The sequence below is a fragment of the Streptomyces sp. NPDC048751 genome (assembly GCF_043198595.1).
GTDB lineage: Bacteria > Actinomycetota > Actinomycetes > Streptomycetales > Streptomycetaceae > Streptomyces.
On sequence record NZ_JBICUX010000003.1, the window covers coordinates 105257 to 121595 of the forward strand.

The 16339-nt window shown below is 70.8% G+C and carries 13 protein-coding genes, 1 pseudogene and 1 riboswitch; of the genes and pseudogenes, 2 read left to right on the forward strand and 12 right to left on the reverse strand.

The genetic code is table 11. From position 1 onward, the window contains the following. Nucleotides 1-33: 33 nt before the first annotated feature. The 10 genes from ACGFNV_RS12090 to ACGFNV_RS12135 all read right to left on the reverse strand — a co-directional run bounded on the left by ACGFNV_RS12090 (nucleotide 34) and on the right by ACGFNV_RS12135 (nucleotide 13312). Entirely contained in the window at nucleotides 34-759 is a 726-nt protein-coding gene (locus ACGFNV_RS12090) for a transglycosylase family protein (RefSeq protein WP_393621649.1), read from the reverse strand. Between the two features lie 3 nt (nucleotides 760-762). Continuing rightward, nucleotides 763-931, reverse strand: a riboswitch (cyclic di-AMP (ydaO/yuaA leader). A 194-nt stretch (nucleotides 932-1125) separates the two neighbouring features. Beyond that, nucleotides 1126-2172, reverse strand: a complete 1047-nt coding sequence (locus tag ACGFNV_RS12095; protein ID WP_393621651.1) for a transglycosylase family protein — start codon at nucleotides 2170-2172, stop codon at nucleotides 1126-1128. A 183-nt stretch (nucleotides 2173-2355) separates the two neighbouring features. Continuing rightward, on the reverse strand, nucleotides 2356-3627 hold the full coding sequence (locus ACGFNV_RS12100) for a cytochrome P450 (RefSeq protein WP_393621652.1): 1272 nt from the start codon (nucleotides 3625-3627) through the stop codon (nucleotides 2356-2358). Next, nucleotides 3624-5978, reverse strand: coding sequence for a tetratricopeptide repeat protein (locus tag ACGFNV_RS12105; protein WP_393621654.1), 2355 nt, complete (start codon nucleotides 5976-5978; stop codon nucleotides 3624-3626). Before ACGFNV_RS12105 ends, ACGFNV_RS12100 begins: the two co-directional genes overlap by 4 nt. A gap of 27 nt (nucleotides 5979-6005) precedes the next feature. Beyond that, nucleotides 6006-6974 (reverse strand): nucleoside triphosphate pyrophosphohydrolase, encoded by a 969-nt coding sequence (locus ACGFNV_RS12110; RefSeq protein ID WP_393621656.1) that lies wholly within the window; start codon nucleotides 6972-6974, stop codon nucleotides 6006-6008. Nucleotides 6975-7060: 86 nt separating this feature from the next. Further along, nucleotides 7061-7708, reverse strand: coding sequence for a SurA N-terminal domain-containing protein (locus ACGFNV_RS12115; protein ID WP_393621658.1), 648 nt, complete (start codon nucleotides 7706-7708; stop codon nucleotides 7061-7063). A gap of 147 nt (nucleotides 7709-7855) precedes the next feature. Beyond that, nucleotides 7856-8683 carry a glycoside hydrolase domain-containing protein gene (locus tag ACGFNV_RS12120; protein WP_393621659.1) on the reverse strand — a complete coding sequence of 276 codons (828 nt, stop codon included), beginning with the start codon at nucleotides 8681-8683 and terminating at the stop codon, nucleotides 7856-7858. A gap of 127 nt (nucleotides 8684-8810) precedes the next feature. After that, nucleotides 8811-10301, reverse strand: a complete 1491-nt coding sequence (locus ACGFNV_RS12125; RefSeq protein ID WP_393622488.1) for a protein kinase — start codon at nucleotides 10299-10301, stop codon at nucleotides 8811-8813. Between the two features lie 38 nt (nucleotides 10302-10339). Beyond that, nucleotides 10340-10996 (reverse strand): hypothetical protein, encoded by a 657-nt coding sequence (locus ACGFNV_RS12130; protein ID WP_393621661.1) that lies wholly within the window; start codon nucleotides 10994-10996, stop codon nucleotides 10340-10342. 204 nt (nucleotides 10997-11200) lie between these two features. Next, nucleotides 11201-13312 carry an N-6 DNA methylase gene (locus ACGFNV_RS12135; RefSeq protein WP_393621663.1) on the reverse strand — a complete coding sequence of 704 codons (2112 nt, stop codon included), beginning with the start codon at nucleotides 13310-13312 and terminating at the stop codon, nucleotides 11201-11203. A gap of 193 nt (nucleotides 13313-13505) precedes the next feature. On the opposite strand from ACGFNV_RS12135, the gene ACGFNV_RS12140 reads away from it, so the two are divergent. Further along, nucleotides 13506-14207 (forward strand): hypothetical protein, encoded by a 702-nt coding sequence (locus ACGFNV_RS12140; RefSeq protein ID WP_393621665.1) that lies wholly within the window; start codon nucleotides 13506-13508, stop codon nucleotides 14205-14207. A 121-nt stretch (nucleotides 14208-14328) separates the two neighbouring features. Continuing rightward, nucleotides 14329-15171 carry a hypothetical protein gene (locus tag ACGFNV_RS12145; RefSeq protein ID WP_393621666.1) on the forward strand — a complete coding sequence of 281 codons (843 nt, stop codon included), beginning with the start codon at nucleotides 14329-14331 and terminating at the stop codon, nucleotides 15169-15171. Nucleotides 15172-15219: 48 nt separating this feature from the next. Here ACGFNV_RS12145 and ACGFNV_RS12150 read toward each other — a convergent pair. Together ACGFNV_RS12150 and ACGFNV_RS12155 are read right to left on the reverse strand one after the other, a co-directional pair. Next, nucleotides 15220-15587, reverse strand: a pseudogene (locus tag ACGFNV_RS12150) (N-acetyltransferase); the annotation flags it as partial. Then, nucleotides 15588-16307, reverse strand: a complete 720-nt coding sequence (locus ACGFNV_RS12155; RefSeq protein WP_393622490.1) for an HNH endonuclease family protein — start codon at nucleotides 16305-16307, stop codon at nucleotides 15588-15590. Nucleotides 16308-16339: the final 32 nt, after the last annotated feature.

A 16339-nucleotide genomic window follows, 5' to 3' on the forward strand; every position in this document is an offset into this window, starting at 1 on the left:
GTCCCGCTCCGGCGGGAAGGCGGTGGGCCCGGCTTACTTCAGGTGAAGCTGCTGGCCCGGGTAGATGAGGTTGGCGTCCTCGACGATGTCCTTGTTCAGCTCGAACAGCTTCTCCCAGCCGCCCGCGACCTTCTGCTTCGCGGCGATCTTGCTGAGGGTGTCACCCGCGACGACCTTGTACTCGCCGTCGCCCTTCTTGACCTTCTTGCCGGTCGGCGTGGTGACGGTCTTCTTGGCGGCGGGACGCTCGGAGGAGCGGGAGGCCTGCTGCTCGGTCGAGCGAGTGCTGGTGCCGCTGTCGTTCGAGGAGCTGCTGTTGTTCGAGGAGCTGCTGGAACCGCTGGAGGAGGAGCCGCTGCCGGAGGAGGTGTCGGTGCTGCTGGAGGAGGCACCCGACAGGCCCTTGCCGCAGACCGGCCAGGCACCCTTGCCCTGGGAGGCGAGGACCTTCTCGGCGACGGCGATCTGCTGAGCCTTGCTGGCCTGGTTGGCCTGGGAGGCGTACTGCGTGCCGCCGTACGCGGCCCACGTGGAGGCGGAGAACTGCAGGCCACCGTAGTAGCCGTTGCCGGTGTTGATGGACCAGTTGCCGCCCGACTCGCACTGGGCGACCGCGTCCCACTCGGAGGTGGTGGCGGCGGAGGCGTTGCCGGCCGCCATCAGCGGGGCGGCGACGGCGGCGCCGGTCACACCGGCGATGGCGATGGCCCGGGTGGCCTTGGACGGACGACGGTGCTTGCCCTTGCCGGAAAACAGCATGGTTGATCCCCTCACCGACGCCTGCGAGGTGAGCTGTCGGGTTCGGGCCGGTTGAGTTGCCCGGCCGCACCTCTCACGAGGCGCGGCTTCACCCCAAGCCGGATCCGGTCTCAACGTCCGGGCCCGGCACTTACCTTGGGTCCCCCGCTCCTGCCTACGGCGCTTGACGCGACGACTGTTCCCGTACGGCCGCTGGCAGGATTCGGCGTTGCGGCAGCCGGGGCTCGTGTTGGCGAGCGGTCACGACCGTAGACACGCCATCCGAGGAATTTCAAAGACGATCAGGGCTTCTGAGACTCATCCCACACTTTCGCCAAATTGGACATTCAGCGCGAAGTGGGGCGTGAACTCCCGCCGCTTTTCGCCCTATTCAGCCCCGACTCGAAGGGTCTGACCGGCGGAGATGTTGTTCGGGTCGGCACCGATCGCCTGCTTGTTCTCGGCATAGAGCGCGGACCATCCACCGTCGAGGCCAAGGGAGTCGGCGATGGACGCCAGGGTGTCACCGGGACGGACGGTGTAGGCGTGACGGCCAGTGGAGGCCACCTTCGCACCGGCGTCCGCGCCCTTGTCGACACTCTCGTCGGCGCTGCCGCCGCGGTGCCGACCCGTGCCGCCACCGATGGAGCCGGTGTCGACGAGACTCCAGGAACCGGCGCTTTGCTGCACCTTGTCCGATTCATCCGACTTGCCGGTTGCCCGGCCCTCCGTCGGCGAGCTCTCGGGACTTTGCGAGACCTTCGCGCCGGAGTCGGTGGAGGAATCGGACTTTGCGGAACTGTCCGACTCGGCGGAAGAAGAGGACGAAGAAGAGGAAGGGGACGGTTTCCCGGAGGAACCCGCAGTGGAGTCGTCGGGGGTGCCGGCGGTGTCCGAGGGCCCGTCGGACGTCCCGGAGGAACCGGAGGAGGACTCAGCGGAATCCGACGAGTCGGACGACCCGGATGATCCTGACGATCCGGTCGAGCCGGATGAATTGTCCAGGCCCCGGGAGGGAACCTCGTCGGCCGTGCCCGTGTCGACGTCCGACGAACCCGAGTCCTTCCCGAGCCCGGTGAGCAGTCCACAGGTGGGCCAGGCGCCGGGGCCGATGTCGGCGAGGATCTTCTCGGCGACGGCTATCTGCTGGGAACGGCTGGCCTTGTCGGCGCTGGTGGCGAAGTCGAGGCCGCCGTACTTCTCCCAGCGCTCCTGGGTCAGATGCAGGCCGCCGTAGAATCCGTTGCCTGTGTCGGCGCTCCACGCTCCGCCGGTCTCGCAGTCGGCCACCTTGTCCCACGTGGTGCCGTCGGCCGCGCTCGCGCCGGTGGCGCCCAGGAGCGGGATGGCGATGGCGGAGCCCGTCACCCCGGCGGCGACGAGAAGAGCCGGAGCCTGACGAGGGCGACGGTGGCGACCGTTCCCGGAGAGCATGCGGTGACCTTTCGCGAGACAGCACTTACCCACGCGGCGGGTGAAGCCGAGGTGCCGCGTTGACGAGTGAACGTATCGACAGCCGATCACTTGTCACAAGTTAATGCCGCGTAGATCACGTGAAGATCACAGAGCTGAATGCATGTCACCTTGGCGAATCGGGTACACAGCGCACTCGCTTGATCACCGTGTGGGCGTGAACTCCACGGGCAGGGTGCGCAGTCCCCGCATGATGAGTCCGCCACGCCACCTCAAATCGGCCGGATCCTCCCCGAGTCGCAGGTCGGGAAGCCGGGTGAACAGCGTCGCGAGCGCGCTCTGCCCCTCCAGACGGGCCAGCGGCGCACCGAGGCAGTAGTGGATGCCGTGCCCGTACCCGAGGTGCTGGTTGTCCCGCCGGCCGAGGTCGAGGACGTCCGGTTCCGCGAACCGCTCCGGATCCCGGTCCGCGGCGGCGAGGACGACGAGGACGGGGTCCCCGGCCGCGATGTCCTGCCCACCGATGCTGAGCGGCTCGGTGGCGAAGCGCCAGGTGGCGAGCTCGACGGGGCCGTCGTAGCGCAGGAGTTCCTCGACACCGGTCTCGAGGAGGTCGGTGTGCCCGGCGGTGAGGGAGTCCTGGAGGCGGGCTCGTTGCTCGGGATGGGTGAGGAGGGCGAACGTGCCGTTGCCGATGAGGTTGACCGTCGTCTCGAACCCGGCGAACAGCAGGATGAACGCCATCGCCGCCGCCTCGTTCTCGGTGAGGTGCTCGCCGTGGTCGGAGGCGCGGATCAGGCCGGAGATGAGGTCCTCGCCGGGCGCGGCCGTGTCCGGGAGGGCCTCGCGCTTGCGGTGGATGAGGTCGGCGAGATAGCCGCGCATCTTCTTCACCGACCGCGCGACCCCGCCCCGTGGGCCTCCCCCGTGCCGGATCATCATGCCCGCCCAGTCCCGGAAGTCGTCCTGGTCCTCGCGCGGTACGCCGAGCAGGTCGCAGATCGCGTAGATGGGGAGGGGGAACGCGAACTCATGGATGAGGTCGGCTGAGCCCCGCTCGGCGAACTGGTCGATGAGGTGGTCGGTGAGCTCCTGCACCCTCGGCGCGAACTCGGCGACCCGGCGGGGCGTGAAGGCCTTGCTGACGAGCCGTCGGAGCCTGGTGTGGTCCGGCGGGTCGATGTTGAGCAGATGCGTCATCAACTCGGCCTTGCGCTCACCGGGGATACCGGTCTTGCCCTTGGCGTGCGCGGGTTCGTCGTGATGCGCGGGGTTCTTGCTGAGCCGCTGGTCGGCGAGCGCCTGCTTCGCGTCGCCGTACCGGGTGACCAGCCACGCCTCGACGCCGCTGGGCAGCTTCGTACGGTGCACGGGGGCGTGCTCGCGCAGCCAGGCGTAGGCGGGGTAGGGGTCGGTGGCGAACTCCCAGGTGAAGAGGTCGGGGGCGGGGGTGGGGGGCTGGGGGTGGTGGGTCACTCCTTGACGGTAGCTGGCTTTTCGGCCATCTCCGCCAGGGCTTTCTTGGCGGCGGGGTGGCCCATGTCCGCGGCTTTGCGGTACCAGAGGGTGGCTTCTTCGGGGTTGCCCTGTTGCTGGAGGAGCGCGGCCAGGCGGTAGGCGCCGTAGGCGTCGCCGAGGTCGTAGCCCTTCTCGTACTGCTGGCGGGCTTCAGCCAGGAGCCCCTTCTTCTCCAGTACGGCGCCGTGGTGGGTGGCGTCCAAGGGGTAGGTGCCGGCGTCCAGGAAGTGTTCCTCGGCCTCTGCCAGTGTCTCCGGCGCTTCGCGAGCGCTATCCAACAGCGTGACCGCTCGCTCGTCACCCGCCCCCACCGCGCGTTCCAGGTAGACCTGGGCCACCTCGGCCTGGTGTTTCAACAAGGCGAACATTCCGACGCTCCTGGCCACAGGGGCGTAAGCGTCCATCTCGGCGTCGAGGTAGTGATCTATCGCGCCATCGATGTCTCCGCCCCCGAGGAGCAGATCGCCGAGTCGGTGTGCCGCCTCCGCGTCGCCCGCCTCTGCAGCTTGCCGCAACCAGTGCTCGGCCAGCATCAGATGGGCCTGTCCGAGGAGCCGCCCCTCAGCCCCCTGGGGGTTCCGTTCCGCCGCCGTCCGCAGATACGGCAGCGCGTCCTCCGCCTCCCCCCTCGCCAGCAGCAGCTCGCCCACACGCCCCGCCAGCTCCGACTTTCCCGCGTCCACCGCCTTGCGGAACCACTCCAGCGCTGTGGCCTCGTCGTCCGCCGTAATGCCCAGCATGTGCATGGCCTCTGGGTCACCCTCCTCGGCTCTGAGGGCGAAGTGGGCATCGGCGGTCCGAAGGACGGTGCGGTACAGGTCTGCGTCGTCACGCGTCCCGTCCAGCGCGCAGCGCCACACCGCGAGCGGCACCGGCTCCGTCGTGGGGTCACGCAGCACGTCCGCGACCAGCGAGCCGTACGGTCGCCACGTCCCGTCGCTCTCGCCCCGCACCAGCAACCCGGTCACTCCGTGCCGCTGCTCGGCCGCCCAGGCCAGCGCCTCCTCCAGTGACTCGATCTCCGGCCGCCCCGATACGTGGCCCGTCCCGTAGCAACCACTTGCCGTTTCCAGCAGCTCCCCCGGTATGTCACCGGTGACCCCGCACCGCACGAGGTCGATCGCGGCCTTCACGACCAGGTGTCCGAGCGGATGCCTGCTGTTGGAGAAGGCGGCGTGGTGCCACAGCTCCCAGAGCTCGGGGCCCACGGCCAGGTACTGGGTGACGCCGCTGTCGCCTCGCCACTGGACGGCGTCGACGAGGCGGGCGTCGTCGGTCACCTCGGCGAGCCGCTCCAGCTCCGCCTCGCTCCAGCGCGAGCTCAGCCGCACCGGCCTGGTCCGGCTCAGGAGACGGGACGCCGGTCCGTCACCGAACCGGTGCTTCTCGTACTCCTCGTCGCTCATCGTGGCCACCACCGGTACGCCGAGCCTGTTCAACTCGTCCAGCAGTCCCAGGTCCAACCCCTGGTCGCCGAGGTGGCGTTCCAGTTCGTCGAGCCAGAGGACGTACGTCCCCGGTCGGGCGCGGAGCAGACCGGGGAGACTGCGGAGGTCCGTGCCGGGCGGGGGTGCGTAGACGCGGGTGTGGAGCTCGAGGTGGTTGAACATGGCGGTCCACGCCGTCCTCGACTTGCCCGTGAGGGGAACGCCGGTGATCACGAGCAGACCGTCCCGCTGGCGCCACCCCCGCAGGGCCTCGTCCACGTCCCGCGTGACGTAGCACGCGAGCCCGGACTCCTCCCCCAGGCGTCGCGTCTGTCGCACCCCGAGTGTCACCGGGTTGACGTCTTCGAGTGTCGGCCAGCTGTCGGGGTCGGGCAGCCCGACGCCGGGCTGCGGCCCGTAGTTGTACTGCTTCCCGATGACTTGCCCGGGGAATGTGCCGCCCCGGAAATCGATGTGATCGCCGGTCACGGGTGACTCGTTGACGGTGGTGGAAGAAGCGGTGTTGGAGACGCGAGGGGAGGACCTTGACCGACCGACTTGGCCGAACTCGACCACCAGGCGCTTCAGTTGGTCCGCCGCCTGCGCGTCGCTCCTGGACTTGAGGACCGTACGCAGGCGTCTGGTCCACTCCGCCCTGAACCCATCGGGGTCGGTGTCAGGTCGGTGCCTCTCGAAATCGAGGAGGGCGAGGGAGTGCTGGTAACTCCCCTGCTCCTCCAGCCAGACAGCGAAGGCGACCTGAACCCGCTCCGCATCCTCCGACCACACCCCGGCCGTGAGCACTCTCGCACCCCAGGCCGCCAGCTCCTCCAACTCCCGCTCCACCCAGGCCCCCTGACCACTCGCACGTCCCTGAGTCAACGGTACTCATCCGAGCGGCCGGACGCCTCAGCGCTCCGCCGCCCGTATCGCGTCCCGGTACGCCCGTGCCGCCGCCCGCAGCGCCGCCTCGGGGTCCGCTCCCTCCGTCTCCGCGCGGACGGCCATGGCCAGCAGGTCGTAGCCGACGCCCTCGCCCTGGGGAAGCGGGACGTCGAGGCCTGCCGTCCGCACGCGGGACGCCAGCTTCGCCGCGAGGGCCAGGCCGGGCTGACCCAGGGGGATGCCTTCGGTCACCGAAGTGCGCTGCTTTTCGACGGCCTTCGTGCGCAGCCAGTGTTCCTTGACCTCCTCGGGGGTGGTCGCGGTCTCGTCGCCGAAGACGTGGGGGTGGCGGTGGATGAGCTTGGCGACGATCGTGCCCGCCACGTCGTCGATGGAGAAGGGCGTGTCGGGGTCCTCCTCGGCTATCCGGGCGTGGAAGACGACCTGGAGCAACACGTCCCCCAGCTCCTCGCGGAGTTCGTCGCGGTCGCCGTCCTCGATCGCCTCGACCAGTTCGTACGCCTCCTCGATGCCGTACTTCGCCAGGCCCTTGTGGGTCTGCTGGGAGGACCAGGGGCATTCGGCGCGGATGCGGTCCATGACCTGGACGAGGTCGAGGAGGCGGGCGCCGGGCAGGTCGTAGGAGGCGGGGAGCAGCTCCAGCTCCGGCATGTGGACGCGTCCGGAGCCGGCGAGGCGGGCGAGGCCGTCCGTCAGGGCCGGTTCGCCCTCGCCGGTCGCCACGACCACCACGGTGCGGCCGCCGGAGCAGGCGTCGACCAGGTCCTCGGCGGTCGGAGAGGCCTCGTCGACCGCTATGCCGGCCTCGCGCAGATAGGGCAGCTGCGGGTGCGCGCCGTCCGCGCACAGCACCTGGTCGGCCGCGTGCAGCGCCTGCCAGGCGGGCCAGGACAGCAGGCCGGGGGCGACGCGGTGCGAGGTGGTGAGCAGGACGATGCGGCCGGGGGCGGCCTCGGGGCTGGATGTGTTCACGCTTCGAACGTAACGCACCCGGCGGACAGGCCCCGGCGGTTGTCCACAGGCCGGGTGACGTGGCGTGATCGTAAGATCATCACCTCTCACGCCGACTGCTGCGACCCCGCCGCCGAAACCTCACGTACCCACGGCGTCTTCCCGTCGACCCTGCTCACCTTCTGGACGTCCCAGCTGCCGTAGCGCGGGTTGAGGTCGACGTGGAGTTCCTCGGAGGCCTTGGACAGGGCCTTCCAGAAGGCCGGCTGGCTGGTGTCGGTGCCGAGCTGGGTGGCGAGCTTCTGTGCCTCCAGCTGGAGGCGGAGGTTGTCGTCGAGGCGCTGCGGCGGGATCCCGTACTGCTGGAGCCAGGCCGTCTCCAGGCCCGTGGAGCCGCCGGCCTGCTGCTCCAGACCGGCCCGCATCCGCTGAACCTCGTTGCGGTTGACGGTGATGCCCGCGTCCCGCGCGGCGCGCTGGAGGACCCGGTCGAGAACCATGCCGTGCAGGGTGTCCCGGGTGAGGGTGCCGGTCTGGGCGACGGTCTGGGCGTACTGCGCGTCGCCACGCACCGCGGCGCGCTGGGCGGAGCGCACCTCGTTCACCCGGCTCTCCAGCTGCGACACGGTGATCCGCTGGCCGCCCACGACGGCCGCCGCGCCCGGATGCGCATCGTTTCCGCAGGCGGTCAGGAGGGGGGCCGACGCGACGATCGCGGCGGACAGGAGGAGCGCGGTGCGACGGCGGCGGTGCAAGGAAACCTCCCGAGGAGATTGTGCGACGGTGCACAAAGTCTTGCGGTGATCGATGGTAGGCAGTGGTCCAGCTCTGGCCAACCCATTCGACCAACGATTCACCACGACTTCCGGCACCGCCGCGCCCGGCCCGCCCCAGCGCGGCGGTCAGCCGGTGATCGCCACCGGGCCGTCCCACGCGTCCCGGTCCACGGTGATCGTGTAGCCGCCCCGCGACTCCTTGCTGTTGACCAGGTACTGGTGGCCCCGGCTGTGATCGGTGAACTGGGTCGCCCCGAACGGCCAGTCCGCGGTGGTGGTGTTCTGCTTGTCCCACAGCGCGTACCAGAGGTTGCCCGGCAGGTCCGTCTTGTCGGTGGCGTTCGCGATCGCCTTCGCGCTGGAGCTGGTGAAGCCGTAGTAGCCGCTGCGGTACGTCTTGGCGCGCAGCCCCTTGTCGAACGCGCGCACGTACGTCAGGACGGCGTCGTTGCACGCCTTGTTCGTGATGTCGTACGACTCCATGTCGAGGTAGACCGGGCTGCCGGCCTTGATGCCGAGGGCCGCGGACTTGGCGACCGCGTCGGCGGCGTCGCTCGCGCCGAGGGAGGCGGCGGTGGAGGCGCTGATCTTCTCGGGGCTGGAGCCGGTCTGGCAGGGCGGCTGGGCGCCGACGTAGAGCGGGATGAGCTTCCAGCCGACGGTGCTGACCGACTTCACCCAGGAGGCGGTGAGGTTGGGCTGGGAGCAGCCGCGGTTCTTGCCGCCGACGTAGACGGCGGCGGCTCCGTAGAGGCCGCCGTGCCAGGCCTTCATCGCGGACAGGGAGGGCGCGGCGCAGGTGTCGAAGGCGCGACCGGTGTAGGTGCGCTGCGCGGGCCACGTGGTCGCCGCCATGGAGGTCTGCGCGGCGAGGCCCGCTCCGGCGACGACGGCCGCACCGGCGACGGCCCACGTGATGTATCTGCGCTTCTTCGACTGACGATGGCTGGACACGCCGAAACCCCACCCCTGGTTGTGCTGGCTGTTACGAAACGGATCGCAACCTAACCAGCACCTCCACCCGATTCGGCAAACTCTGTCCCCAGGGGCGCACAAGATTCCTTCATGGCACAGCAAAAACTCAGCCGCGCACCTGTCCCAGCCATTGCAGGGTGCGGCGAACCTCCGCCGCGAGCGGGTGTCCGGGGCCCTGCAGCCGCTCCACGTCGTGCAGCAGCCGGGCCAGCGTGTCGTGGGCGGCGGCACGGTCGCCGAGGGCGAGCAGCAGATGGCCGATGCGGCGGCGCACGTCGAGGGCGAGTTCGGGGTCGCCGGCGACGTACTGGTTCTCGTAGTACGGCAGCAGCGCGCGGTACTCGGCGAGCGCCGCCGCGGGTTCACCGAGCTGTTCGAGGCACTGGGCGGCGTCGAAGCGGAAGCGCAGGGACTGCGGGTCGGCCTGGCCGGCCTCGGCGGCGCGTTCGTCGGCGAGGCGGCGCAGTTCGGGCAGCGCGCGCCGGTACTGGCCGTCGTCCATGAGCGTGGCCGCGTACTGCTTGCGCAGGGTGCGTACGACCGGGGAGTGCTCGCCGTGCTGTTCGGCCGCGGCGGGCAGGATCGCGCCGAGGATGTCGACGGCCTGGGTGATGCGGCCCTCACCGAGCAGGCGCTTGACCTCGTCGACGGCGGCGGCGACGTCCGGTTTGTCGGCCGCGGGCGGCGCGGGGGCGGCCTGCGGCTGAGGCGCGGGCGTGCGGGCGCGGTCCGGCCAGGGGGCGTGCGGGCGGAGGAAGGGGCGCGTCGGGTCGAGGGGCGCCCCGGTGGGGGTCCCGCGCGCGGGCAGGAGCAGTTCCAGGTGCTCGTACACCTCCTGCGCCGAGGCGGGCCGGTGCTGCGGGTCCTTGGCGAGCAGGCGCAGCACCAGCGCTTCGAGCGCCTCGGGGACCTCGGGACGGGTCCGGCGCACCGGCAGCGGCGGCTCGTACAGGTGCCGATGCAGCACACCGAGCGCCGTGGAGCCGGAGAACGGCACGTCTCCACTGAGCAGTTCGTGCAGCAGCACACCGAGCGCGTAGAGGTCGGTGTACGGGCCGACCGCCCCGCCCATGGCCTGTTCGGGCGCCATGTAGGCGGGCGAGCCGATGGGCGAACCGGTGTGCGTGAGGCGGGTGGTGTCGGTGTCCATGACGGAGGCGACACCGAGGTCGAGGACGGTGACCGTGCCGTCCTGCTTCACCATCACGTTGCGCGGCTTGAGGTCGCGGTGGACGATCGGCACGGCGTGCACGGCGCTCAGCACGGCGCACAGTTGCGCGGCGACCGCGACCGCCCACTGCCAGGGGTACGGGTCGTGCTCGGCAAGGTGGTCGGAGAGGTCGGCGCCGTCGACGTACTGCATGACGAGGAACAGTTCCTCGCCCTCACTGCCGGCGTCGTGGACGGTCACCAGGCCGGGGTGGTCGACCTGGGCGGTCACCCGGCACTCGCGCACGAAGCGGCGGCGCAGCTCGTCGGCCTCCTGGCCGGCCACCTTGTCGGGGCGCAGCAGTTTCACCGCCACGCGCCGGTCGAGGCGCCGGTCGTAGGCCGTCCAGACCTGGCCCATGCCGCCCTGCCCGATGAGCGTGGCCAGTTCGTACCGGCCGGCGACGACGCGTCCTGTCGCCACGGTCACCTTCCGCCCTCGCTGTGGCCGCCCTGCCGTCCGTCCTGCTGGCGCAGATAGTCACTGAGCTCGTCGAGCTCCGCGCGCACCTGGTCGATCCGCGCGGGCGCGGGACGCTGGGGCGGGGCGGGGGCGGGTATCGGCGTCTGCTGCACCGGGGTGTGCTGCGGCGGTCGGGGTACCGGAGTGTGGTGCGGCTGCTGGGGCGCGGGCGTGCGGGGCGCCGGGGGCGGGGTGTGCGGGCTCGGCGCGGTGTACGGCGTCGTGGCCTGCGGGTAGCCGTACGCCGGCGGGCTCGGGGCGGCGTAGGGGCCGTAGCGGAGCTGGTGGAAGTGGCGGATCTCCGCGGCGAGGTAGTACGCGATCGCGGCCACGAGCGTGCCCAGGAGCAGCGCGATGCCCGTCCAGCCGCCCGCGGTGTGGACCTCCTCGCCGGGCTCCGTGCCCAGCAGCACCATGCTCAGCACGTCGATCGCCAGCACGGCCACGAACAGGCCCCAGTCGAGGGACTTGCGGGTCACGATGGCCAGCCGCAGCAGCATCGTCCAGGCCAGGAAACCGATGCTGAACACCGAGACCACCACGAACAGCACGCGCACGAAGACCAGCCACCCCGTGTGGGGCGGCTGCTTCACCGGCTGCGTGTAGCCGTGGCCATGCATGACAGCTCCTGATGCCTGAGAGGGACGTACGAGGCCGGCCGGCGTCCGACAACGCCGGTCCCATGATTGCCGCTTCGAGCGTATAGGCCGACACGGACAAGTGGTCCCGGGTTGTACCGAACCGTTGTCGTGCTGATCACTTCACGCGATGCGGCGGACCTGGCACCGAGGCGCGAGGGACCGGTGGGACGGCCCGGAGGGGGCTCAGTCCGGGGTGACCGTGCCGTCCGTCAGGCCGTCGTACATTCCGCGAACGAGCTGCTCGCCGAGGCGGCCCGCGTGGCGCAGCGCCCGCTCGAACTCGTCGAGGGCGCGGAAGCGGGCGCCGTAGCGGCGCTGTTCGTCCAGAGGGAGCCGGGGCAGTTGCAGGCGCCGCACGTCGAGACGGGTGGCGGTGGACGCGTAGCTGCTGGCCTGGCGGTTGTTGGCGGTGCCGCGCAGGAAACCGGCGAGGAACCACGGGTCGAGCGCCGCCGGATCGGGGCGTAGGAGCACGAGGTTGCGGCCGAGGGCGGCGCCCCCGGTCGCGTCGTCGATCACGCGCGCGACCGCGCCCCCGCCGAGCACCGGGAGGACGACGTCACCCGGCCCGGTGAGCACGGCCTCCTCGTCGCTCTCGGGCAGCGCCCCCGAGGGGGCCGTCCCGGCCAGGACGTCGTGGTCCGTCAGCACGGGCACGCGCGCGTGGCCGCCGTTTCCGCCGGTGCGCAGTACGAGGGCGCCTCCGCGCGCCAGTTCACCGACGGTGGTGAGCGGCCAGCGCGCGGCCTGGGCGGCCTCGGCGGGCGGCGGGGTGAGGTCGGCGGTCAGACGCAGCGTCTCACCGAGGCGCTCGCGCACCGCCGTGAGCGCCTCGGCGCCTTCGGCCGCCGCGGGAGGCGGCAGGTGACGGGCCGGTGCGAGGTCCACGTCGTCGTCGAGGAGCTCGATGACGGGCACGGAACGAGCCAGCCCCGGGCGCTCGTCGAGGGTCCCGGCCCGGTCGAAACCGCGCCAGGCGTCGAGTACGGCCTCCCGCACGGCCCGCCAGTCCGGCCCGCCGCGCCCTTCCGTCGCGAACTGCCCCACGTCCGCGAGCAGCACCTCCGGCTGCGCGGGCGCCCTGCCCGGCCTGCGCAGCACCCACAAGTGCAGCGGGATGTTGTACGGCGGCGCCGCCCCGACCGGCAACGCGACGACCGCGCGCAGCGCTCCCCGGCGCAGCAGGTCGGCGCGGATACGGCGGCCCGAGCGGCGGGAGGCGGAGGCGGGCGGCATGAGCAGGACGGCGGTGCCGCCGTCCTGGAGACGGGCGAGCGCGTGCTGCACCCAGGCCAGCTCGGACTCGTTGCGCGCCGGGAACCCGTACTCCCAGCGGGGGTCGTACGCGAGTTCGTCGTGGCCCCAGTTGCGTTCGTTGAACGGCGGATGGCACAGGACGGCCTCGGCGCGCAGCTCCGGGTAGGCGTCGGCGCGCAGGGTGTCACCGGCGGCGCCGTGCACGGTCGCCCGGGTGTGCAGGGCGAGCCGGAGCGCGGTGAGCGCGGCGAGGTCGGGCGCGCTGTCCTGCGCGTACAGCCTTTGGTCGGGACGGGTGGCGGCCGCCCGCAACAGGGCGCCGGTGCCGCATGCCGGGTCGAGGACGCTGTCGGCGGGTCCGGCGAGGTCTGCCATGAGGCGGGCCAGCTCGGTGGGCGTGAGTGTGTACTGGCGCGGGTTGGCGTCGAGGTGCCGGCCGATGAGGAATTCGAAGGTCTGCCGCGCGCCCATCTCCGCGGCCAGTTCCGCCACGCCACGCAAGAGGGGGGCGGAGGGCAGGAGTTCGGGGCCGGAGGGGGCGTGAACGGCCGGAGCGTGAACCGCCGGAGTGTGAACAGCGGGGGCGGCGCCGTTCGGGGGGTGAACCGCGGGCTTGGTGTTCACAGATGGTGAGGAGTTCACGGGGCCCAGGCGCGGCGCGGTCACCTGCTCGAGTGCGCCGGTGAGCATCGCGGCGAGGCGCTCGTCGGAGCCGGCGCTGACCTCCAGCCAGACGGTGGGGCGGTCGTGGATGAGCAGCAGGACGCAGCCGGCGTGCGCCAGCGCGGTGACAGGGCCCTCGGGGTGACCGGCGAGTTGCTGCCAGACGCGTTCACGGAGCGGCACCTCGGCGAGTTTGCCCTGGTGGCGCAGCCATGCTTCGACCTCGGCGAGGGCGAAGGAGGGGCTGGTCTCGGTGCCGCCGACCGGTTTCGGGAAGTCGGCGTGACGGCGACGCCAGTTGCTGACGGCGGCGCGGCCGACGCCGGCGAGCCGTGCGATCCCGGCGGCGGTCACCTCTGTCGCGTTGTCCTGCACCCGCCCCGCTCCCCTCGTCCGGTGTGTGGCGCCGAGCATACCGGTGAACGTGAGATCCACCCATTCACGACCGTGTACACATCCCCGTCTGTGAATCATGTTGACTCGGTTCACAGCACATGCTCTTATTGACCCAGCGAACGGGCGACTGCCGGACGGAGGCAGTTGCCACGCCTTGGGGGAGGGAACAGCCATGGGCATGAAGGGGAAGGTCGCGCTGGGGGCCGTCGTGGGGATTGTCGTCATCGGTGTCGTGTCGGCGAACGCCGGCGACGACGAGAAGAAGGCCGACGCCACCGACAAGGGCTCTTCGGCCTCCGCGCAGAAGACGCCCCGCACCAAGAAGGATTCGGGCAAGGCGGGGGCGGGCGAGAAGGCGAAGGCGGCCGAGAATAAGGCCGCGTTCGAGGGGGACGGCGACTTCCAGGTCGGTACCGACATCAAGCCCGGCACCTACCGCACCACCGGCAACACCGACGACATGTGCTATTGGGAGCGCGCCAAGAACGCCTCGGGCGAGCTGGACTCGCTGCTGGCCAACGACAACGTCAGCGGCACCAGCTACGTCACCGTCAAGGCCTCCGACAAAGTCTTCAAGTCGAACGGCTGCAACGACTGGGAGGCCGTCGACACCAAGGCGAAGGGCTCCCCCACGACCAAGATGGCCGGCAACGGCGGCATGTTCCGCGTCGGCGCCGACGTCACCCCCGGCACCTACAAGTCCACCGGCAACACCGACGACTCCTGCTACTGGGAGCGCGCCAAGAACGCCGAGCACGGACTGGAGTCGATCATCGCGAACAACAACGTGACCGGCACGGCCATCGTCACGATCAGCGCCTCGGACGGCTACTTCAAGACGACCGGCTGCAAGGACTGGCAGAAGACCGGCTGACCGTCCGGCATCCGACGGTCACCTCACCTCCGCATCACCACATCCCGCAACACCACATTTGCGCATCACCACACCGCGCATCACCTCACCTCAGTCTCACGCGTCTCACCAAGGAACTCCCATGCGTCGCACCGCACTCGCCGCCCTCTGCCTGACCGCCGTCGCCGCCACGGGGCTCACCGGCTGCTTCCCGGGTCAGGACAAGGCGGAAGACAAGCCGACCAACTCCAGCCAGTCCGGCAAGTCCGGCCAGTCCGGCCGGACCAGTGCGGCCGGCAAGTCGAAGGAACCGTTCGCCGGACTGAGCGCCGAGGAGATCGCCGAACGGGCCATGGACGCCACCACCGGTGCCTCGTCGCTGCGCTTCAAGGGCGACGTCCCCGACGACGAGACCAAGGGCACGATCCAGATCGACCTGGCCCTGAACAAGAAGGGCGAGTGCGCCGGCACGATGAGCATGAACGGCCAGGGCACGGCCGATCTGGTCAAGTCCGGGGACATCCTCTACATGAAGTACGACGAGGCGTTCCTGCGCGCCCAGAGCGACGGCGAGTCGAAGTCGGACACCGACGCGGTCGTGGCCATGCTCGCCGGCAAGTGGACCAAGATGTCCGCCACCGGCCAGGACGCCAAGGACATCGCGGGATTCTGCGACCTGGACTCGGTGCTGGAGGGCCCCGTGGGCGTGGACTCCGACGCGTCCCACGACAGCGGTGCCGACGCCACGGTGTCCAGGGGCAGGACGACCACGCTCGACGGCACGCCCGCGCTCGTCCTGAACGCCGTCGACGGCAAGGACCGTTACACCCTTTACGTCGCCAGTGAGGGCAAGCCGTATCTGCTGCGCATGGACAGCACCTCCGCGGACGACCCGGGCACCATCACCTTCAGCGAATTCGACCAGCCGGTCTCCGCACAGAAGCCCACGGGCGAGATCGTGGACCTCGACGCGCTCTCCGGCTGAGCCCGCCGCGCCGGCTGCACGGACCGACGACGGGCGCGACCGGCCCGGTCAGAGCGGGTGTCGCATCCACACGTTGGGCTCGACGTACACGGCATACCCGCGCTGCGGCTCGCACCGCACCGGCACCAGCGCGCCAGGCACTTCGACGTCGCCCTCGGTGTCGAAGGGCAGCCCCGTCCAGCGGCGCCACTCCTCCAGGGAGGCGGCGACCGTCATCGAAGCCGGTGCCACGCCCGCGATGGCCGCCCCGGCCCGCGCGTGGACGCGCAGCCACGGATCGTACGGCAGCCCGTCCTCCCGTGTCCGGTAGGCGTACTCCTCGATGGGGGTACAGGGTTCCAGGTGCTTGGCGTTGGGGCGGACGGGGCCACGACCTCACGGAAACCGTGGGCCCGGGCGTGGTCACGCCGCGCCGCTCAGTGGAACCGTGCCGGCGCCTCGGTCGGGTTTCCGCCGGAGGGGAGTTTCTGGCCGGGGCAGCCGGAGAGGACCTTCTCCATCGCGGACTTCTCGGCGGCGGTGACCCACAGCCCGTACTTCTTCTTCACGGCGACCTGGGCGGCGACGTACGTGCACCGGTACCCCTTGTTGGGCGGGAGCCAGGTCGCCGTGTCGCCGTCGCCCTTGGAGCGGTTGGTGCTCGCGTCGACGGCGAGCAGGTTGAGCGGGTCGTTGGCGAGAGCTATCCGCTTGCCGGCGTCCCAGTACTTGGCGCCCTTCTGCCAGGCGTCGGAGAGGGCGACGACATGGTCGATGTCCACCTTGCTGCGGCCGCGCCGGTACGTCACGTCCTTGCCCGAGTAGGGATCGGACTCCAATATGCCGTAGGCGACCTTGCAGGTGCCGCCGGTGAACTTCACCTCCTCCAGGTCCCGTTTGAGGATGTCGTCGCGGGTGTCGCAGTCGTTGGAGTCCGTGTCCGCCCAGGGGGTGCCGAACCTGTCGCGGTCGTAGCCCGTCTTGGGCGCCCGCCCCTTCACCATCAGCGACTCGGCGGCCGCCAGGGCGGCACCCCCGCCACCGCCGCCGGCGCCGGCGGACTGACCGGGGTCGGCGGACCCCGTGGTCTGTTCCTTGCAGCCCGTCACACTGAGCACCAGCACAGCGGCGACCACGGCCCCGCCCCTCAGACGCATCACGGCGCGCCCCTCCCCTTGCCTGCCGGTCC